This window comes from Alteraurantiacibacter aquimixticola (genome assembly GCF_004965515.1).
Classification (GTDB): Bacteria; Pseudomonadota; Alphaproteobacteria; order Sphingomonadales; family Sphingomonadaceae; genus Alteraurantiacibacter; species Alteraurantiacibacter aquimixticola.
In genome coordinates this window covers 702,555-721,885 of the sequence record NZ_SSHH01000002.1, presented here as the reverse complement: position 1 = coordinate 721,885, position 19,331 = coordinate 702,555, and the positions used below count along the sequence as shown (strand labels likewise).

24 protein-coding genes and 1 tRNA gene are annotated in these 19,331 nt (G+C 64.4%); 16 read left to right on the top strand and 9 right to left on the bottom strand.

Translation table 11 applies throughout. The features are described 5' to 3' along the window. Window positions 1–80: 80 nt before the first annotated feature. Window positions 81–156: transfer RNA gene (locus E5222_RS10015), tRNA-Val, on the top strand. 20 nt (window positions 157–176) lie between these two features. On the opposite strand, the gene E5222_RS10010 is transcribed toward E5222_RS10015, so the two are convergent. After that, a complete protein-coding gene (locus tag E5222_RS10010; RefSeq protein WP_169053546.1) occupies window positions 177–971 on the bottom strand; it encodes a dioxygenase family protein in 795 nt (264 codons plus the stop codon). Then, entirely contained in the window at window positions 964–1,560 is a 597-nt protein-coding gene (locus E5222_RS10005) for a TlpA family protein disulfide reductase (RefSeq protein ID WP_246021664.1), read from the bottom strand. The genes E5222_RS10010 and E5222_RS10005 overlap by 8 nt, the downstream gene beginning before the upstream one ends. A 19-nt stretch (window positions 1,561–1,579) precedes the next feature. Between E5222_RS10005 and argH the strand changes: the two genes are divergently transcribed. From argH to E5222_RS09975, 7 genes are all read left to right on the top strand, one after another. Then, window positions 1,580–2,956 carry an argininosuccinate lyase gene (gene argH / locus E5222_RS10000; RefSeq protein WP_136693817.1) on the top strand — a complete coding sequence of 459 codons (1,377 nt, stop codon included), beginning with the start codon at window positions 1,580–1,582 and terminating at the stop codon, window positions 2,954–2,956. Between the two features lie 59 nt (window positions 2,957–3,015). Further along, window positions 3,016–3,201, top strand: coding sequence for a hypothetical protein (locus tag E5222_RS09995; RefSeq protein ID WP_342773176.1), 186 nt, complete (start codon window positions 3,016–3,018; stop codon window positions 3,199–3,201). Between the two features lie 14 nt (window positions 3,202–3,215). After that, window positions 3,216–4,478 carry a diaminopimelate decarboxylase gene (gene lysA, locus E5222_RS09990; protein WP_136693606.1) on the top strand — a complete coding sequence of 421 codons (1,263 nt, stop codon included), beginning with the start codon at window positions 3,216–3,218 and terminating at the stop codon, window positions 4,476–4,478. Window positions 4,479–4,485: 7 nt separating this feature from the next. Next, a complete protein-coding gene (locus tag E5222_RS09985; protein ID WP_136693605.1) occupies window positions 4,486–5,271 on the top strand; it encodes a precorrin-2 dehydrogenase/sirohydrochlorin ferrochelatase family protein in 786 nt (261 codons plus the stop codon). A gap of 101 nt (window positions 5,272–5,372) precedes the next feature. Beyond that, complete coding sequence (locus E5222_RS16530) at window positions 5,373–5,534, top strand: hypothetical protein (RefSeq protein ID WP_169053545.1); 162 nt, start codon at window positions 5,373–5,375, stop codon at window positions 5,532–5,534. 16 nt (window positions 5,535–5,550) lie between these two features. Continuing rightward, window positions 5,551–6,504 (top strand): hypothetical protein, encoded by a 954-nt coding sequence (locus E5222_RS09980; RefSeq protein WP_136693604.1) that lies wholly within the window; start codon window positions 5,551–5,553, stop codon window positions 6,502–6,504. Beyond that, window positions 6,504–7,403, top strand: a complete 900-nt coding sequence (locus tag E5222_RS09975) for a transposase (RefSeq protein ID WP_211196125.1) — start codon at window positions 6,504–6,506, stop codon at window positions 7,401–7,403. Before E5222_RS09980 ends, E5222_RS09975 begins: the two co-directional genes overlap by 1 nt. On the opposite strand, the gene ruvX is transcribed toward E5222_RS09975, so the two are convergent. Genes ruvX through pyrE form a run of 7 tightly spaced genes read right to left on the bottom strand, consistent with a single transcriptional unit; the run spans window position 7,400 to window position 12,790 of the window. After that, the gene (gene ruvX / locus E5222_RS09970; RefSeq protein WP_136693603.1) at window positions 7,400–7,882 is read right to left on the bottom strand and encodes a Holliday junction resolvase RuvX; all 483 of its coding nucleotides are present in this window, start codon (window positions 7,880–7,882) and stop codon (window positions 7,400–7,402) included. The genes E5222_RS09975 and ruvX overlap by 4 nt on opposite strands. Beyond that, entirely contained in the window at window positions 7,864–9,018 is a 1,155-nt protein-coding gene (locus E5222_RS09965) for a DUF3089 domain-containing protein (protein ID WP_136693602.1), read from the bottom strand. Before E5222_RS09965 ends, ruvX begins: the two co-directional genes overlap by 19 nt. After that, entirely contained in the window at window positions 9,011–10,168 is a 1,158-nt protein-coding gene (locus E5222_RS09960) for an AI-2E family transporter (RefSeq protein ID WP_136693601.1), read from the bottom strand. The genes E5222_RS09965 and E5222_RS09960 overlap by 8 nt, the downstream gene beginning before the upstream one ends. Continuing rightward, window positions 10,161–11,090: a signal peptidase I gene (lepB, locus tag E5222_RS09955; protein ID WP_136693600.1), complete on the bottom strand. Its 930-nt coding sequence runs from the start codon at window positions 11,088–11,090 to the stop codon at window positions 10,161–10,163. The genes E5222_RS09960 and lepB overlap by 8 nt, the downstream gene beginning before the upstream one ends. Further along, the gene (gene acpS / locus E5222_RS09950) at window positions 11,048–11,449 is read right to left on the bottom strand and encodes a holo-ACP synthase (RefSeq protein WP_136693599.1); all 402 of its coding nucleotides are present in this window, start codon (window positions 11,447–11,449) and stop codon (window positions 11,048–11,050) included. The genes lepB and acpS overlap by 43 nt, the downstream gene beginning before the upstream one ends. Beyond that, window positions 11,446–12,201, bottom strand: coding sequence for a pyridoxine 5'-phosphate synthase (locus tag E5222_RS09945; protein WP_136693598.1), 756 nt, complete (start codon window positions 12,199–12,201; stop codon window positions 11,446–11,448). The genes acpS and E5222_RS09945 overlap by 4 nt, the downstream gene beginning before the upstream one ends. 1 nt (window position 12,202) lies before the next feature. Further along, the gene (pyrE, locus tag E5222_RS09940) at window positions 12,203–12,790 is read right to left on the bottom strand and encodes an orotate phosphoribosyltransferase (RefSeq protein WP_136693597.1); all 588 of its coding nucleotides are present in this window, start codon (window positions 12,788–12,790) and stop codon (window positions 12,203–12,205) included. 190 nt (window positions 12,791–12,980) lie between these two features. Here pyrE and coxB point away from each other — a divergent pair, with 190 nt between their 5' ends. The 8 genes from coxB to E5222_RS09905 all read left to right on the top strand — a co-directional run bounded on the left by coxB (window position 12,981) and on the right by E5222_RS09905 (window position 19,330). Then, window positions 12,981–13,964 (top strand): cytochrome c oxidase subunit II, encoded by a 984-nt coding sequence (gene coxB / locus E5222_RS09935; RefSeq protein ID WP_136693596.1) that lies wholly within the window; start codon window positions 12,981–12,983, stop codon window positions 13,962–13,964. Window positions 13,965–14,018: 54 nt separating this feature from the next. Then, a complete protein-coding gene (ctaD, locus tag E5222_RS09930; RefSeq protein ID WP_136693595.1) occupies window positions 14,019–15,734 on the top strand; it encodes a cytochrome c oxidase subunit I in 1,716 nt (571 codons plus the stop codon). A 76-nt stretch (window positions 15,735–15,810) separates the two neighbouring features. After that, window positions 15,811–16,749 (top strand): heme o synthase, encoded by a 939-nt coding sequence (locus E5222_RS09925; protein WP_169053544.1) that lies wholly within the window; start codon window positions 15,811–15,813, stop codon window positions 16,747–16,749. Further along, window positions 16,746–16,871, top strand: a complete 126-nt coding sequence (locus tag E5222_RS16830; RefSeq protein WP_281276760.1) for a hypothetical protein — start codon at window positions 16,746–16,748, stop codon at window positions 16,869–16,871. Before E5222_RS09925 ends, E5222_RS16830 begins: the two co-directional genes overlap by 4 nt. Next, window positions 16,871–17,437, top strand: a complete 567-nt coding sequence (locus E5222_RS09920; RefSeq protein WP_136693594.1) for a cytochrome c oxidase assembly protein — start codon at window positions 16,871–16,873, stop codon at window positions 17,435–17,437. Before E5222_RS16830 ends, E5222_RS09920 begins: the two co-directional genes overlap by 1 nt. 69 nt (window positions 17,438–17,506) lie before the next feature. After that, window positions 17,507–18,367: a cytochrome c oxidase subunit 3 gene (locus tag E5222_RS09915; protein ID WP_136693593.1), complete on the top strand. Its 861-nt coding sequence runs from the start codon at window positions 17,507–17,509 to the stop codon at window positions 18,365–18,367. Between the two features lie 4 nt (window positions 18,368–18,371). Next, complete coding sequence (locus E5222_RS09910; RefSeq protein WP_425456245.1) at window positions 18,372–18,767, top strand: DUF983 domain-containing protein; 396 nt, start codon at window positions 18,372–18,374, stop codon at window positions 18,765–18,767. Then, window positions 18,764–19,330 (top strand): SURF1 family protein, encoded by a 567-nt coding sequence (locus E5222_RS09905; RefSeq protein ID WP_136693591.1) that lies wholly within the window; start codon window positions 18,764–18,766, stop codon window positions 19,328–19,330. Before E5222_RS09910 ends, E5222_RS09905 begins: the two co-directional genes overlap by 4 nt. The last annotated feature ends 1 nt before the right edge of the window (window position 19,331 follow it).

Sequence of the window (19,331 nt, the reverse complement as noted above, 5' to 3'; positions counted from 1 at the left end):
AATGTGCGCCATTTCGCGCTTTCACTCGCCTGCGAAATCGTCTAGGCGCGCGCCCTCGCAATGCAGCTTGCAACGCATTGGGGCGGTTAGCTCAGTTGGTAGAGCATCTCGTTTACACCGAGAGGGTCGGCGGTTCGAGCCCGTCACCGCCCACCATTTTTCCGGCGCAGGCCATCTCACAGGCTGAGTGCGATCCGCCCGGTCCCGAAATAGCCGTTCGCGCCATTGTCGCTCAGCGCCAGCACCTGCATCGCGCGGACTTCCGCATCGCCATCGCGAAAGACGAAGTCACGCGCGATCGGCCAGCGCTCAAGATTGGCGAGACTGTCGCCATAGCGCGCATCGCTTTCATAGACCGCGCGACAGGCTTCCTCGGGAAATGCGAATTGGGAGGTGAGCAGGCTTTCCTCGCCCGATAGCGCCGCCTCCTCGCTGGCAAAGACCTCGAAATGGCAATGCGGGCTGCGGCCGCCATAGCAGCCGGGCAGGATGCTGGTGAAACGCACCATGCCTTCCGAATCGCTCACCTGCAGGCCGCGCAGATAGTTCACGTCGCGCCGGTTATAGAGCGAGTAATCGCCAGCGGCATCGTTCTGCCACAGATAGATCGCATGACCCGCGAGCGGCATGGAGCAATCGAAGCGCGCCTCGACCAGCTGCAATTCCAGTTCCAGCAGAACGCCTTCAGCTTCGCCTTCCATTCCCGCGAAGCACGGGCGGATATCGCGGCGAACAACGTCGCGGCTGGAGAGTACATTGATCCGGCGATCGCGCCCGCCGCGGCCATCGGCGGGGAAGGGGCCGTCGGTTTCCCACGGGCTCGCCCGGCAATTGGAATCCCCCGCAGCCTGCGCATCCGCCCGGCTGCCGCAACCTGCCAGCGCCAGCGATCCGATCCCTCCGGCCATGCCCAGCAGGAAGCGCCGCCGCGCCATATCGCGGGCGAATTGCGAGGGGAGGGGGTCAGCCATCTTCCTCTTCCAGCACCTCGCCCACCAGCGCACGCGCGTCATCGCTCGCCCAGTCATAGGCGCCGATCACGCGCCAGACTTCCTTGCCGTCCGCATCATAAAGTACGGTCAGCGGCAGGCCAGCCCCGCCGCCAAAGGCGAAGCCGAGCTCGTTTTCCGGGTCCATCCAGGCCGGCAGGTGGCGGAAATCATGCGCGGAGAAGAAAGGTACGACCTTCTCTGCGCCTTCCAGGTCCTCGCTCACGGTCAGCACGCGAACGTCATCGCCCAGTTCCCCGGCCAGTTCGTCGAGCAGCGGCATTTCGACCACGCAGGGCGCACACCATGTGGCCCAGAGGTTGAGCAGCACCGGTTTGTTGCCCGTCTCGCCCAGCCACAGCGTGATGCCCTGCGGATCGACCAGCCGTGCCTCGGGAATGTCCCCGCCGGCGAATTGCCGGTCCACGAAGCCGGTGAATTCGTGGGTTTCGGTTTCCGAAGAGACTTCTTCCCCGCCTTGCGCGGTGTCATCCGCGCCGGTATCGCACGCGGCGAGAGCGGCAGCCATGACGGCGGCCGCGAGGAAGGAACGGTAGGGCGGTTTGAGCAAGGGTAGTGCCTCCAACGCGATGTGGGGCGGGCGGTTCGCAGAAGGACCGTCTGCCATCATGCGCGAGATTAACGCATCGATCCCGTTCGACAAAGCCCTGTGGCGTCAGGATATTGCGGCTTCGCGCGCGCATGTGGCGATGCTGGCCGCCTGCGATATCGTGAGCGCCGGGGATGCCGAGGCTATCCTTGGCGGGCTCGAGACCATTGCCGCCGAGTATGAGAAGGACGGTGTGCCCGAGGACTGGGACCTCGAGGACATCCACATGACCACCGAAAGCCGCCTTGCCGAACTGATCGGCGCGGCGGCTGGCCGCCTCCACACGGCGCGCAGCCGCAATGACCAGGTGGCGACCGATTTCCGCCTGTGGGTGCGCGATGCGATCGACCAGACCGACGCCGGGCTGGAAGCGCTGCAGCACGCCCTCGTCACACAGGCAGACGCGCATGCCGGATCGATCATGCCCGGCTTCACCCATTTGCAGACCGCGCAGCCGGTGACGCTGGGCCACCACCTGATGGCCTATTACGAGATGGTCGCGCGCGACCGCTCGCGTTTCCATGATGCGCGGGAGCGGATGAACCTGTCCCCGCTGGGCAGCGCGGCGCTGGCCGGGACGGGGTTTCCGATCGACCGCAAGATGACCGCGCAGGCATTGGGTTTCGACGGGCCGACAAAGAACAGCCTCGATGCCGTGTCCGACCGCGACTTCGCGCTCGATTATTTGCAGGCGGCGGCGCAATGCTCGCTGCACCTCTCGCGCCTGGCCGAGGAATTCGTGATCTGGGCCAGCCAGCCCTTCGGCTTCGTGCGCATGGCGGACAGCCTTTCCACCGGCTCCTCCATCATGCCGCAGAAGAAGAACCCCGATGCCGCCGAACTGGTGCGCGGCCACTCGGGCCGCATCGTCGGCTGCCTCACCAGCCTGATGGTGACGATGAAAGGCCTGCCGCTCGCCTATTCGAAGGACATGCAGGACGACAAGCCGCCGGTGTTCGAAGCGGCGAACCTGCTCGGCCTTTCCATCGCCGCGATGACGGGCATGGTGGCGGACAGCACGTTCAAGACCGAACGCATGCGCGAGGCGGCCGAACTGGGCTATGCCACCGCGACCGACCTGGCCGACTGGCTGGTGCGGCAGGCGAACATCCCTTTCCGCGAGGCGCATCACATCACCGGCGCCGCCGTGAAGCTGGCCGAGAGCCGCGGTGTCGCGCTTGACGAATTGCCGCTGGCGGACCTGCAAGAGATCGACAGCCGGATCGACGAGCGCGTGTTCGAAGCACTCTCGGTCGAAGCCTCTGTTGCCGCGCGCTGCTCATTCGGGGGCACCGCGCCGGAGGAAGTGCGAAAACGCGTGGCCGAGGCTAAGGCGAGCCTGGATAGCGCGGCATGATGCGGCGTTCTGTCCCCCTTGCCCTGGCCTTGGCCCTGTCTCTGGCAGCTTGTGGGCGCGTGGGTGACCTCGAGCCTGCAGCCGGAGCCGGCCTGCCGCCTGCGCCCTATGGCGCGGACGATCCGCTGACCCCTGACGAGCTGCTGGAGACCGATCCGCTTGCCGCGCCAGAGCGCAGCGTGGAGCTGCGGCGCGAATCCGAAGAACGCGAGGACGATCCCTTCGATCTCCCGCCCGAAAGTTAGATTCGAAACACACTATGGACCATTTCCAACTCCGTAACGGCGAGCTTTACGCCGAAGACGTGCCCATGGCCCGCATTGCCGAGCAATATGGCACGCCAGTCTACATCTATTCGCGCGCGACGCTGGAACGCCACGCGCGCGTCTTCCGTGAGGCCTTGCAGCCGCTCGGCAAGATCCACCTGGCCTTTGCGGTCAAGTCGAACCCCAACCTTGCCGTGCTGCGCGTGATGCAGCGCGAAGGCTTCGGCGCGGACGTCGTTTCCGGCGGTGAGCTGGCACGTGCGATGGCGGCTGGCATGCCCGCTGAGGACATCGTCTTTTCGGGCGTCGGCAAGACTGCGCGCGAAATGATGCAGGGTCTCGATGCCGGGATCGGCCAGTTCAATATCGAGAGCGAGGAGGAAGGCGTCGAGCTCGCCCGCATCGCCGATGCCGCTGGCCGCACCGCCCATTGCGCGCTGCGCGTGAACCCGGACATCGATGCCGGCACGCATGAGAAGATCTCTACCGGCAAGAGCGACAACAAGTTCGGCGTGCCGATCGACCAGGCAGTGGCGATGTATATGCGCCTTGCCGAATTGCCCGGCCTCGATATGCGCGGCTTTGCCGTTCATATCGGCAGCCAGCTGTCCGACCTGAAGCCGCTCGAGCTTGCCTTCGAGAAGGTCGGCGCCATCGTGTCGCAGGTGCGCAGTCATGGCGGCACGGTGACGCATGTCGATCTCGGCGGCGGCCTTGGCGTGCCCTACAAGGCGGGCGAAAAGCTGCCGAGCCCGGCGGATTACGGCCATATGGTCGCGCGCGTAACCAAGGGCTGGGACGTGACCTTGATGTTTGAGCCGGGCCGCGTGATCGCGGGCAATGCCGGCGTGCTGCTGACCGAGGTGATCCGCGTGAAGCGCAATTCCAATCGTACCCCCTTCGTGGTGGTCGATGCGGCGATGAACGATCTGGCGCGCCCGGCACTTTATGGCGCGTGGCACGATTTCGATGCGGTGAAGCCCACGGGCGAAAAGATGACCGCCAATATCGTCGGCCCGATTTGCGAGACCGGTGACACCTTCGCCATGGAACGGAATATCGACGCGCTGGAAGCGGGCGACCTCGCCGTGTTCCGCACGGCCGGTGCCTATGGCGCGACCATGGCCAGCTCCTACAATTCGCGCGGCTTCGTGGCCGAGGTGATGGTGGACGGGGACAAGGTGGCGAGCGTTGCCGACCGCATCCTGCCCGAGGATATCTACGCCGCCGAACGCGTGCCCGAATGGCTCGACTGAGAAGCGCATGAAGTCACTCCCCCTCTTCCATCGCCTGGCCGGTCAACCCGTGATCGTACTGGGAGAGGGGGGCATGGCTGAGCCGAAGCGGCGGCTGATCGAGCGCGCCGGAGCGGAGGTGATCGCCGATTTGCAGGAGGGCGTCGACAAGGGCGCCCGGCTTGCCTTCATCGCGCATGAGGACGCGGCGATGTGCGAGGCCGACGCGATCCGCGCGCGCTGCGCCGGGCTGCTGGTCAATGTCGTCGACCGTCCGGACCTGTGCGATTTCACTACGCCCAGCATATTGGAGCGCGACCCGGTGCTGATCGCGATCGGCACCAGTGGCGCATCGGCGGGGCTGGCCAAGCAGGTGCGGCTGCGGCTGGAGCAATTGCTCCCCACCGATCTCGGCACTCTAGCGCAGCGCCTTTCCGACCTGCGCGACAAGGTGAAAGCTAAATGGCCTGCGATGGCCGACCGGCGACAGGCGCTTGATCGCGCGCTGTCGCCCGGCGGGCCGCTCGATCCGCTGGCGGAAGGCTCCGCCGACCGGATCGACGCATGGCTGGAAGGCGAGGGCGGAGATGCTGAGTCGGGGCGGATCGAACTTATTCTTGCCAGCAACGACCCGGAAGACCTCACTTTGCGGCAGGCGCGCCTGCTCGGCAGCGCGGATGTGGTGCTGCACGATCCGGCGGTGCCGCAGGCGATTCTCGATCGCTCCCGCGCCGACGCCTTGCGCTTTCCCTTGCCGTTCGAAGGCCGCGAGCCGGAGGGACTTGTGTTGGTAATCTCGCTCACAAGTCATTGATATAGAACACATTACAATCCTTTAATTTCTCCTCTCGCACACCTCTAGGCAGGTAGGCGGCAGCGGGGCGCGATGCCTCGCCTGCACAAGGAGAAAACTGGATGAAACTTCCCAAGATCGACCTGGCGAGCCTGCCCGATCTCAACACGCTGACCGGCATGTTCGGTTCCATGCGTACGCCCAATCCGGGGCATGACGACACCATCGTGGTGATCGCCACCATCGTCTATGAAACCCAGCCTCCGGGCAGCGGCATCATCTGACGGCCGGGTTGTAGCGATGCGTGTCGATCCATCCATCGCGGCGCTGCGGAGCGATCGTGCTCCGCAGCGCCAGGCCCAGGCCGCCATGGAAGCGGCGATGAATGCGTGGCGGGCGGAAACCGATGCCGCCAACGCGCTGGGCGAGTTCGAACGATTCGGCGAAGGGGCCGCGCTGGAGGATTGTCCTTCGCTCGAAGCGATCTTCACCGGGCAGGGGCAGGCAGAGGCGCTGATGCAGGCGCTGGTGCGGCATTTCTGCGCTGCCATCGCCGCCAACCCGCTGGGCCATCCGCCCTTCCGCAACAGTTTCGATGGCCGCGCTTCCACCTTGCAGCTGGCCAAGAGCGGGCGCGCGCAGATCCTGCTGCAATCGCGTGAGCCGGGACATTATGACTGTCCCACCGCCAGCTTCAGCGAGAACCTGCGCTACGACGCCCATCTTGCGGGTCACGCCAAGGGCCGCATCGTCCGGATCAGCGGTCCGCGTGAGCAGGTGCATTTCGGCGAGGAGGAAGTGGCGCTGCAAGGCGGCGCGCGCCTCGCCTTCGATTGCATGAGCGAGATGCTGCTGGTGGAGGAGGTGGAGACCCGCCTCGTCACATTGCGCCTGCTGCAAAGCGCCGAACGGCCGCAGCCGGTGCGCGAATATTGCCGCGATACGGGCAGACTGATCCATCAGGCTGCCGGCACACTGGCGAGTAGCCGCTGCGAGCTGATGGTGGCGATGCTCGGCCGCATGGATCGCGCCGATGCCGCGCCGGTGCTCGCCCAGGTGGCGCGGCGCGAGGGCGAGGATGGCCTCCGCTGGCAAGCCATGCGCGAATGCCTCGCGCTCGACACAGCAGAGGGCTTCGCTGCCCTGTGCGCAGTGGCGCGCGATCCCAACGATTCGCTGTCCGATACTGCCGGGGCGCTGCGCGCGCAGCTGGTCGAACAGCATCCGCAACTTGCCCGCTTGGAGAATGCCTGATGCCCCGCGTGATCGATTATCAGGACGATGCCGCCTGCTCGCTCGACGAATGCCTCTCGGCGCTGGAGCGCGACGGATTCAACCCGCTCGACGAAGACAGCCTGATGTCCGCCGCCCGCTGGCTGCGGCGGCTGCACAACAATCGCGGTTTCCTGGCCGATGTGATGATCGACCAGCTGAAGGATGCGGTCGATGGCGGCAGCGATGTCAGCGCCTACGGCGCGCAGGTCATCACCCTCTCGCCCATGGGCCGCGACCATTTCATGCGCGCCAATTTCTGGCCGGGCCGGGGCGACCACTCCTTCCGCGCCTCGGGCAATGCGGCCTTCAGCTACGAATTGCCGCATGACCACAATTTCGACTTCCTGACCGTCGGATATTTCGGGCCGGGCTACGCCTCGGACTATTACGAGTATGATTATGAGGCGGTCGACGGGGCGATTGGCGAGAAGGCGAATTTGCGTTTCGTCGAGCGCTCCACGCTCGATCCCGGCAAGCTGATGCATTACCGCGCGCATCGCGACGTGCATTCGCAATTGCCGCCCGAAAGCCTCTCCGTCTCGATCAACATCATGCATTCGAGCGGGGCGCAGGGCTGGCTCGACCAATATCGCTTCGATCCGGAGAAGGACGAGATTTCGGGCATCATCAGCGCCGGGGGGAGCGAGATCTTCCTGCGCGTGGCGGTGGGCCTCGATTGCCCCGAAGCGCATGACCTTGCCGAGAATTTCGCCCGGACTCATGTCAGCGAGCGGATGCGGCTGGTGGCGATGGAAGCGCAGGCGGGCGCGCTGGGGATCGAGGAGCGTGATGCGCTATGGCGGCGCGCGGAGAGTAATGGCAGCCGCCTTGTTGCCGGCGAAGCGAAGCGGCGGCGGGCGGAGCTTGAACTCGCCTAGAGAATCCCGCCAGCCAGCCGGTCGATCGCACCTTGCAGGATCACGGCGGCGGCATGGCTGTCGATCCGCTCGGCGCGTTTGCGGCGGCTGGTGTCCTGCGCAATCATGTCGCGTTCGGCGCTGGCGGTGGACCAGCGTTCGTCCCACAGCAGTACCGGCAGGCCCATCACGGCAAGATTGCGGGCAAAGGCGCGGCTTGCCTGCGCGCGCGGCCCCGCGGTTCCGTCCATGTTGAGTGGCAGGCCGATCACCACGCCCTTCACACTGCGTTCGGCGACCAGCGCCTCGATCGCGGCCTTGTCTTTGGAGAACTTCCCCTTGGGCAGCGTCTTGCCCGCCGTGGCGAAGCTCCAGCCCGCATCGCAGAAGGCGGTGCCGATGGTCTTGCTGCCGAGGTCGAGCCCGATCAGCGCGCCGCCCTCGGGCAGCGCGTCGCGGAATTCGCCCGCATTTTCGGTGATCAGTGGTTGGTCTGCCATGCGCTCACCCGGCGGACGACGTCCGCCTGCAAATTGGCCCAGAACAGGGGGATGTCGTAAACGTGGTAATTGTCTTGCGGCAGAACATGCGCGCCCATTTCGGGTGAATCGCCGATCAGCAGCAGGCCTTGCCCGTTGCAGCGCGCCGGCACCGCGCCGCGCACCAGTTCGCCGCTCGTCAAGTCCTCGTTCGGAACCAGTGTGCCGAGATTCGCTTCCATCGGGGCCGAGCCGCCTGCCGTGCCGGTCAGCGGATTGACGCAGAGGATCGGGCTATCGCCTCGCATTTCGCCGTCGAAGCCGTTGCTCTGCCGGTACTTCGTCAGCATCAGCGCGGGATCGCCATTGTCGGCAAAGCTCGCCCAGCTGACGATGCAGGCGGACTGGTCGGCTGCTTCGCAGGCGGGGAGGGGCAGGCCGGGCAGGTCGTGCTCGATCGAGATCGGCCAGCCTATCGGATAGGCCATGGCGATCCGCCCCTGCAGCTCTGTCCCCGCCACCTTCTCGCGCAGCAGGCGCAGCACGTGGAGCGCGCCCTGGCTGTGCCCGGCGAGCACGATCGGCGTATCGGCATCCACGGCGGCGAGGAAATAGTCGAAGGCAAGCGCGACATCGGCATAGGCCGCATCGCTCGCCTGCTGCGCTTCTTCCGATCCGGAAAGGAAAGCGCCGAAAGTCGCCTGGCGATAGCGCGGCGCCCAGATCTCGCTCGCCTGGTTGAAGGCGCTGCCGAGCCCCCTCACGAACAGGCGCGCAAATTCCTGCGATTCGCCGTCGTCGAGCGGCGCGTTCCAGCGCTGGCTGTCGAAGAAGCTGGTCGGGTGGACGAAGAACACCGCGAATTTGGGCGGCGCGGCGATGTCCGGCGTCGCCTGTGCCTCGGGTGTCTCGGCCCCCTCGACCTCGCGATAGGCCGGCTGCCAGCGTGCGGGATCGTTCGGCGCACCCATGCCGGGGCGCGAGAACCACATGGCGGGATCGGCATAGGCGCTGTCGGCCAGCTGCTCCTGCTCCACGAAAGCGGTGCTGGGCACCAGCGCGAGCTGCGTCAGCTCCTCGCTATAAAGCCGCATCGTGAAGAGCACGGCGGCCACCAGCAATATGCCGCCGACGATAATATAGAGGAACTTACGCATTGCCTGCCGCCGCGGCGGCCGCCTCCACTTCTTCGCGCGCGCGCCGGTCCGCTTCTTCCAGCGCGGCGCGATCGCCTGCCTCGTTCTGTTCGGAGCGCCGCTCCAGCGCGACCTTGATCATCGCCAGCAGCGGATCGGCCAGGAACAGGCCGAGTATGCCGAACAGTATGCCCATGATCAGCTGTGCGCCCAGCACCAGGGCGGGGGCGAGATCGACCGTCTTCTTGGCGATCATCGGGATCACGATATAGCCGTCGATATTCTGCACCAGCAGATAAACGATGATGGTGTAGATTCCCATCTCCGTGCCGCCGGAAAAGCCCACCATCACCATCAGCACGCCCGAAACCACCGCGCCGATATTGGGCACGAAGGCGAGCAGGCCGGTAAGGATGGCCAGCAATGCAGGCATCGGGATCGGATCGCCGGTCACCACGCCATAACCGATCAGCATGAAGTAGGTGAACACACCTTCCACCACCATGCCCACGATCCGCCCGGCCATCAGCCGGCGCATCGTATAGGCCATACGGACGGAGAGCAGGTGGAAATCGCGGCGCTTGCCCTTGGGCAGCATCCACGCGACGCCGCGTTCGTAGAGGCGCGGCTCGATCGCGATATAAACGCCGATAATGGTGATCAGCAACAGTGTGGTCAGCCCGCCCAGCAAGCCGCCCAGCGCGCGGGTAACGGTGCCGAAACCGCTGATCGCCTGGCTTATCATGCCCTGCAGGTCGGTAATCTCCACCGAAAACCCCAGGGAGCGCAGCCAGGCGAAGAACTTCGTTCCCTGTTCCTCGACGATTTCGGGCAATTGCGCAGCCTCGCGCGAAATCTGCGATCCGGCGAAATAGCCCAGCCAGACGAGGAACAGCACCGCACCGACCAGCACGATGGCGATCCGCCAGCCGCGCCCGATATTGAGCGCGCGTCCCAGCAGGCGCGCGCCGCCATCGATCATCGCGGCAAAGACCATGGCGCCGAAGATCACCAGCAGGCTCTGCGAGATATAAACGGCGAGCATGACCAGCCCGGCCATCGCGATCCAAACCGCCGCACGGTTCACCTCATGCCGCAATTCGGCGCTGGTGATGCGCGTGGGGCTGGCTGCCATCGACTCCATGTCGTCGGCGTCGGTCTCGCTATTCATCGGCGCTCTCTTCCCCTGTGCCGGCCCCGTCCAGCGGCGGCCTGAGGCTGGTCCATGCCCGATCAGGCCTGAGAGCGGGTATCCAAGTCAAGGGATTGAGCGTCGCCTGCCCGTCGAGCGAGAAGGTGATGAACTCCGCCCGGCCGCCGATATCGGCGATGGGAACCGGGCCGCCCAGGCCCTTACGGTCGACGGTGGCGCGGCTGTCCGCCGAATGGTCGCGATTGTCGCCCATCAGGAAGACATGGCCATCTGGCACCGTCAGCTCGTCGAAATTGTCGAGATACTGATCCATGTGGTCGATGATGAGGTAGCTCGCCCCATTGGGCAGCGTTTCGCGATAGGTGGGCGGTTCATATACCTCGCTGCCATCCTCCAGCCGCACGCGATAGGGTTCGAATACGTCGAGGCAGGGAGAGACGTAGAAGCCGTCATTGCTGCACATGTTCTGGTTTTCGGTCGGCAGCCGCACCGCCGGCTCGACGGCTTGCGGCACCGGCTCGCCATTGAGGATGATCTGCCCGTCGACCATCGCAATCCGGTCACCCGGCAGCGCGACCACGCGCTTGATGTAATCCTCCGCCCGGTTCGGCGGCACGGCAATGACGATATCGCCATATTCGGGCGTGGCAGGGGCAATCCGCCAGTCGTCGCGCGGCAGGATATGGAAGCTCGCGGAAACCCAGCTCCAGCCATAGGGATATTTGGAGACCACCAGCCGGTCTCCCACCATCAGTCCCGGAACCATGGAGCCCGAGGGGATGTAGAAGGGCTTGGCGATAAAGGTATGGAAGGCCAGCACCCCCAGCAGCATCAGCACCAGGCCGCGCGCTTCCGCCCACCAGTTGACGCCCTTCTTCTCGTTTCCGTCGTCCTCGCTCACAGCCGATGCGCCTCGATTATGACGAAGGCCTGCGCCCATGGGTGATCGTCGGTGAGGGTGAGATGAATGGTGACCCCATGGCCCTCAGGCGTCAGCTCCACCAGCCGCGCTGCCGCGCCGCCTTCAAGGCGGAGAGTCGGCGCGCCGGAGGGGGCGTTGATAACGCCAATATCCCGCATGAACACACCGCGCTTGAAGCCCGTGCCCACTGCCTTGCTGAACGCCTCCTTGGCGGCGAAGCGCTTGGCATAGGTGCCTGCGCGCGTATGCGGCCGACGCGCGGCCTTGGCATTCTCGATCTCGGTGAAGACGCGATTCGTGAACCGCTCACCGAAACGGTCGAGCGAATTCTGGATTCGCTCGATATTGCAGAGGTCGCTGCCCATGCCGATGATCATCGCGCGGCGTCCATCAGTTCGCGCATCCGCAGCACGGCAGCTTCCAGCCCGACGAACACCGCCTCGCCGACGAGGTAGTGGCCGATATTGAGCTCCGCCAGCTGGGGAATCGCCGCGATCGGCTGGACATTCTCATAGGTGAGGCCGTGCCCGGCATGCGGCTCGATCCCGTTCTTGGCGGCGAGCGCGGCCATATCCGCCACGCGCTTCAGCTCGCGTTCCATCCGTGCCGGATCACCGTCGAGATGGGCATGGGCATATTCGCCGGTGTGGAATTCCACCACCGGCGCGCCCAGGCGCAATGCGGCATCGAGCTGGCGCTCGCTCGCCTCGATGAACAGTGAGACGCGGATACCCGCGTCGGTGAGCCGGGTGACGATGGGCGCCAGCTGGTTGTCCTGGCCTGCCGCGTCGAGTCCGCCCTCGGTCGTGCGCTCCTCGCGCTTTTCGGGGACGATGCAGGCGGCATGCGGCTTATGGGCGAGGGCGATGGCCAGCATTTCCTCGGTCGCGGCCATTTCCAGGTTGAGCGGCAGGTCGGTCGCTTCCTGGATTCGCTTCAGGTCGTCGTCGCGGATATGGCGGCGATCCTCGCGCAGATGCGCCGTGATGCCGTCGCCGCCCACGCGGGCGACGATCTCCGCCGCGCGCACAGGATCGGGATGGTCCCCGCCGCGCGCATTACGGATGGTGGCGACGTGATCGATATTCACGCCCAGCCTGAGCTTTTCGGGGCGGAGAGTGCTGCTCATGTCACTTCTTTTCGGAGCGGCTGCCCGGCTTGGTGACGGGAATCGCGGCCAGATCTTCCGGCAATTCGTCCTCGGCATAGGTGGGGAAATTGATCGCCACCAGCGGGAAGAAGGGCACACCGAGATCGACCGATCCTGCTGAACGATCGACCAGCGCCGCCTCGGCGATCACCTCGCCGCCTTCGGCGCGCACGCATTCCATCGCCTCGCGGCTGGAAAGGCCGGTGGTCACCACGTCTTCCACCATCAGCACCTTGGCGCCTTCGGGAATCGCGAATCCCCGGCGCAGCTCGAAAGTGCCTGTGGGGCGTTCGACGAAAATGGCATCCTTGTTCAGCGCACGGCCCATTTCATGGCCGATGATGAGGCCACCCATGGCGGGCGACACGACAAGGTCGATCTTGCTCTTCACCTCGCGCGGGATCTTCTGCGCGATGGCGAGCGCCAGCCTGGAGGCACGCTCCGGATTCATCAGCACGCGCGCGCATTGCAGGTAATGCGCCGAGTGGCGGCCGGAGGAAAGTTTGAAGTGGCCTTCGAGCAGCGCCTGGCTGCTGCGGAATTCGGCAAGAACCTCGTCTTCGGTCATCGGTGTTCAACGGGCCTTTCGGTGATTTGTCGGGTGGCCGGACCTAAGCCCGCATCGCCAATCGTGAAAAATCTCCCTAGAAGCGCTTGAGGCATGGGGCAAGCGGGCGTATAGGCGCGCCCGGATTGCCCTTTTGAAGGGTTGATGGGCCATGTCTTGTGCCCGCAACAGAACGGAAAGCGTTGGACAGATGAATTTCGGCGAGATCGCCCGCAAGCGGCTGCATATCCTGACAATCCTTGCCGCGGCCTTCACCCTTGTGTTCGCTCCGCAAGCCGCCATGGCTCAGGATGCGGAATCGGCTGAAGCCGTGGTGGAAGAGGCTGCTGCAGAGGCGCCCGCATTCGAGCATTTTGGTGCCGACATGATCAAGGGCCAGCCCGAACCGGGCGGCCTGACCTTCCAGCAGCAATATTCGCCCAATGGCGAATATGCGCTGTGGATGCATGATGCGATCCTGATGCCGATCATCACCGTGATCAGCATCTTTGTGCTGTTCCTGCTGCTGTGGGTGGTGGTGCGTTATCGTCGTGGCGCCAATCCCGTTCCGTCCAAGACCAGCCACAACACGCTGATCGAAGTCGTCTGGACGGTGATTCCCGTGATCATCCTGCTGGTGATTGCCGTTCCCTCGATCCGCCTGCTGGCAGCGCAGTACGAAGCGCCGCCGGAAGATGCGATCACGATCAAGGCCAATGGCTACCAGTGGTACTGGACCTACGAATATGTCGACAATGGCGGGTTCGAGGTCATCTCGAACATGATGCCTGAGGCTGATGCGCTGGCAGCCAACCTGCCGGTCCAGCTTGCCGTGGACAACCGCATGGTCGTTCCGGTGAACACGCCGCTGCGCATCCAGACCTTCGGCGCGGATGTGATCCACGCCTTCGGCATCCCCTCGCTGTGGTTCAAGATGGACGCCGTTCCCGGCCGCATCAACGAGAAGATGCTGACCATCGAGGAAGAGGGCATCTATTACGGCCAGTGCATGGAACTGTGCGGCGCGCGTCACGGCTATATGCCGATCGCGATCGAGGCGCGGTCCATGGAAGACTACCAGGCATGGGTGCTGGCCCAGGGCGGCACCATCAGCGGCGAGGAAGAGCCCGCGGTCGAGGTTGAAGTGCCCGCCGAGGAAGCTGCCGAAACCGAAGAGGCTGCCGCGGAAGCCTGATTTCCGCCAGCGCAAGTGTAACGATACGAATTAGAGCAAGGTTGCGAGACGAACATGGCCACTACCGCAGAAGGTTTTGACGCCCACCACGACGAACACGCGCACGATCATGCCGATCACAAGCCCGGCTTCTTCGCGCGCTGGTTCATGTCGACCAACCACAAGGACATCGGTACGCTGTACCTGATCTTCGCGATTATCGCGGGTGTGATCGGCGGCGGCATTTCCGGCCTGATGCGCTGGGAACTGGCCGAACCGGGCCTGCAGATCATGGGTCAGATCGTCGAATTCCTCGGCGGTGAAGGCACGTTCGACCAGCAGGGCCACATGTGGAACGTGCTGATCACCGCGCACGGCCTGATCATGGTCTTCTTCATGGTCATGCCCGCCATGATCGGCGGTTTCGGCAACTGGTTCGTGCCGCTGATGATCGGCGCGCCGGACATGGCCTTCCCGCGCATGAACAACATCTCCTTCTGGCTGACCGTGGCCGGCTTCCTCTCGCTGATGTTCTCGGCCTTCGTGCCGGGCGGCGTGGGACTGGGCGCGGGCACGGGCTGGACGGTCTATGCGCCGCTGTCGACGACCGGGTCCGTGGGTCCCGCGGTCGACTTCGCGATCTTCTCGCTGCACCTTGCCGGTGCCGGCTCGATCCTGGGCGCGACAAACTTCATCACCACCATCTTCAACATGCGTGCCCCGGGCATGACGCTGCACAAAATGCCGCTGTTCGTGTGGTCGGTGCTGGTCACCGCATTCCTGCTGCTGCTGGCGCTGCCGGTGCTGGCTGCTGCCATCACCATGCTGCTGACGGACCGCAACTTCGGCACGACCTTCTTCGATCCGGCCGGTGGCGGTGATCCGGTGCTCTACCAGCACCTGTTCTGGTTCTTCGGCCATCCGGAAGTCTACATCATGATCCTGCCGGGCTTCGGCATGATCAGCCAGATCGTGGCGACCTTCTCCAAGAAGCCGGTCTTCGGCTATCTCGGCATGGCCTATGCCATGGTTGCGATCGGTGTGGTCGGCTTCATCGTCTGGGCACACCACATGTACACCGTGGGCCTCGACGTGAACACGAAGATGTACTTCACCGCGGCCACCATGGTCATCGCAGTGCCTACCGGCATCAAGATCTTCAGCTGGATCGCCACGATGTGGGGCGGTTCGATCGAGTTCAAGAGCCCGATGGTCTGGGCGATGGGCTTCATCTTCCTGTTCACCGTGGGCGGCGTGACCGGCGTGGTGCTGGCCAATGGCGGCATCGACGATAACCTGCACGACACCTATTACGTGGTGGCGCACTTCCACTACGTGCTGTCGCTCGGTGCGGTCACCTCGATGTTCGCGGGCTGGTACTACTGGTTCCCGAAGATGTTCGGCCGCATGCACAGCGAATTCCTGTCGCACCTGCAGTTCTGGATCTTCTTCATCGGCGTCAACATGGTCTTCTTCCCGATGCACTTCCTGGGCCTGCAGGGCATGGCGCGCCGCTATCCGGACTACACCCCGGCTTTCGAGCAGTGGAACCATGTTGCCAGCCTTGGCTATGTAATCACGCTCATCTCGGTCGCGGTGTTCTTCATCAACATCATCTACGCTTTCGTGGCCGGTAAGAAGGCTGCACCCAACTACTGGGGCGAAGGCGCGACGACGCTGGAATGGTCGCTGTCGAGCCCGCCGCCGTTCCACCAGTTCGAAACGCTGCCGGTGATCGAGGACCATCATTCGGCCGACGATCACATCAGCCCGGCCCCGGCCAAGGCCTGATGACAGCGCGCCCCGCACCTGCGGGGATGACAGTCAAGGGGTGGGGGCGCGCCGGCAACGGTTGCGCCCCTGCCACATGAACAGGATGGAAGACGAACAAGCCAGCATGGCCAGCACAGCTGCCCCAATTGCCACGATGCCCGCCGAATGGCGCGACTTCTACGCGCTGACCAAGCCGCGCGTGATGAGCCTGGTGGTCTTTACCGGCCTCGCCGGACTGCTCGCCGCGCCCGGCAGCATCCACCCGGTGATCGGTTTTACGGCCATTCTCTGCATCGCGCTGGGCGCGGGCGGAGCTGCTGCGCTCAACCAGTGGTGGGAAGCCGATATCGATGCCGGAATGAAGCGCACCGCCAAGCGTCCGCTGCCCATGGGCAAGCTGCGGCGCGAGGATGCACGCGATTTCGGCATGATCCTTTCGGGCGTCTCGGTGATGGTGATGGGGCTGGCCGTGCACTGGCTCGCCGCGATCATCCTTGCCGCCTCGATCATCTACTATGCGGTGATCTACACGATCTGGCTGAAGCCGCGCACGCCCCAGAACATCGTCATCGGTGGCGGCGCGGGTGCATTCCCGCCGCTGATCGGCTGGGTGGCGGTGACGGGCGAGATCACGCTGATGCCGGTGCTGCTCTTCGCCATCATCTTCATCTGGACCCCGCCGCACTTCTGGGCGCTCGCCCTGTTCGTGAAGACCGATTACGCCAAGGTCGGCATCCCGATGATGCCGGTGGTCGCGGGTGAGACGGCGACCCGCCGCCAGATTTTCGCCTATTCGATTGCCCTTCTGCTTATCAGCCTTGTCCCTTGGGCCATCGGCGGCACGGGCGCGATCTACGGCATTTCCGCGCTGTTGCTTTCTGGCTTGTTCCTGGCGCTGTCCGTCCCCGTCGCCTTTCGCGAGGCGGAGGAAGGCGATGCGATGAAGCCCGAAAAGCGCCTCTTCGCCTTCTCGGTCCTCTATCTCTTTGCCCTGTTTACTGCCCTCGTCGTGGATAGGATGGTGCTGTCATGACGCCCGAAGAGGAAAAGGAATTCACCCGCCGCCGCAAGGCACGTAACCTTGCGCTGGGCCTGCTGCTGCTGGGCTTTGTCGTGTTGTTCTACATGATCACGATCGTGCGGATGACCGACTGATGAGCGCCGCCACGCTGGACCATCGCAACCGCCGCACCATGCTGATCGCTTTCGGCATCGCGCTGGCAATGCTTGGTCTGGGCTATGCTGCGGTGCCGCTTTACGACCTCTTCTGCCGCGTCACCGGTTTTGGCGGCACCACGCAGGTGGCGACGGAGGCGGAAGCCGACCTCGCCGAACGGCTTGCGGCGAGCGCGGGCGGACGCAGCTTCTCGATCCGGTTCGACGCCAATACCGCCACCGACATGCCCTGGACCTTCCGTCCGGTGCAGGTGACCGACACGGTATCCATCGGACAGCGCGACATGGCGACCTATACCGCCCGCAACAATTCCAGCGTGCCCGTGACCGGGACCGCCACCTTCAATGTCGAGCCCGAACAGGCCGGCCGTTATTTCAACAAGATCCAGTGCTTCTGCTTCACCGAACAGACGCTCCAGCCGGGCCAGGAAGTCCGCATGCCGGTGCTCTATTACGTGGATCCGGCGGTGCTGGACGATCCCAATATGGAAGGCGTGGAACAGATCACCCTGTCCTATACCTTCCACCGTGCAAAACCCGAGTGATAGGCTCTGGACCCTTGGGGCATCGCGCTCTAAGGGCAGGGGCCTGAACGACTAACCAGGACTGAGACCATGGCTGGCGCCAAGAACCACGATTATCATATTCTCGATCCCGATATCTGGCCGATCATCGGCGCCTTCTCGGGCCTCACCTTCACCAGCGGCATGGTGCTGCTCATGCATGACATGGCCAGTGCGCACCTGGTACTGGGCCTCGGCATTGCCGGCCTGATCGCCACTTTCTTTGGCTGGTTCTCCAAGATCGTGAAAGAAGCGCAGCGCGGCGATCATACGCCGATCGTGCAGCTGCACATGCGCTACGGCATGATCCTGTTCATCGCCTCGGAAGTCATGTTCTTCGTCGGCTGGTTCTGGAGCTGGTTCGATTTCGCCCTGTTCCCCGCACCGCTGGAAGTGGTGGACGGGATCACCTTCAACCGCCTTGGCGCAGATGGCGAATCCGCGCTGCGGACCTTCCCGTCACAGGGCATCCACGTACTGGACGCCTTCGACCTGCCGTTGCTCAACACGCTGATCCTGCTGTGCTCGGGCACCACGGTCACCTGGGCGCATCACTCGCTGATCCATGGCGATCGCGAGGGCCTTAAGAAGGGCCTGTGGCTCACCGTCCTGCTGGGTGCGCTGTTCACCACCATCCAGGCCTATGAGTATGGCCATGCGCCGTTCCCCTTCGGCACCAATACCTACGGCTCGGCCTTCTACATGGCGACCGGCTTCCACGGCTTCCACGTGCTGGTCGGCACCATCTTCCTCGCCGTGTGCCTGTTCCGTACCTACAAGGGCCACTTCACGCCGAAGCAGCATTTCGGTTTCGAGGCGGCTGCCTGGTACTGGCACTTCGTCGACGTCGTGTGGCTGTTCCTCTTCGTCGTCGTCTATGTCTGGGGCGGCTGGGGCGCGCCGATCCATTGATCGCGTGACCGATAGTTCCGACACTTCAAAAGGGCAGCCTTCCTTCGCGGAGGCTGCCCTTTTCGGTCTCTGCCCCCGCTGCGGTGGGCGGACGCTGTTTATCGGTCCCGTGAAATTCGCCGACCGCTGCCGCGCCTGCGGGCTCGACTACGGGAAGTTCAATGTCGGTGACGGACCTGCGGCTTTCCTGACGCTGGGCATTGGCGCGCTTGTAGTGATCCTCGCGGTGTGGCTGGAGCTGGCGGTGGAACCGCCTTTCTGGGTGCATATCGTGTTGTGGCTGCCGCTGGTGGTGCTGGGCACTTTGGGCGGATTGCGGCTCGCAAAGGGCGCGCTGCTGGTGCGCGAATACACAGCGCGCGCCGAAGAGCATCGCCATGACGGGAGCGATTTGTCATGAGTGAGCGCAAAATCCCGCTCATCCCCACGATCATCGTCGCCGCGGCCATCGCGACCATGATCGGCCTCGGCATCTGGCAGCTTGGACGGCTGGAGGAGAAGGAGGCGCTGCTCGCCCGCTACGAGGCGGCGGCGAGCAATGCGCAGCCTCTCTATGAATTGCCGGAAGAGCCGCTCGATGCGCTCTATCGCCAAAGCGCCTTTACCTGCACCCAGCCGGGCGAATGGAACGCCATCGCGGGGCGCAATGATCGTGACCAGTCGGGCTATGTCCATATCATCTCCTGCCCCGGCGCGGATGTGGTGCTGGGCTGGGCGCGCGGACCGGACCGCGTGGAATGGGCAGGCGGCGAAGTCACCGGCATTATCGCCCCGGGCGGAGAGGCTGGTTGGCGGCTCGTCGCGGACCCGCCGCTGGCAGGCCTGCAGCCCAATGCCACTCCGGATCCGGCCGCCACGCCCAATAACCACCTCGCCTATGCCGGCCAGTGGTTCTTCTTCGCGCTGAGCGCTTTGGTGATCTACGTCCTCGCCTTGCGTCGGCGTTCGCGCGAGCAGGCCTGAA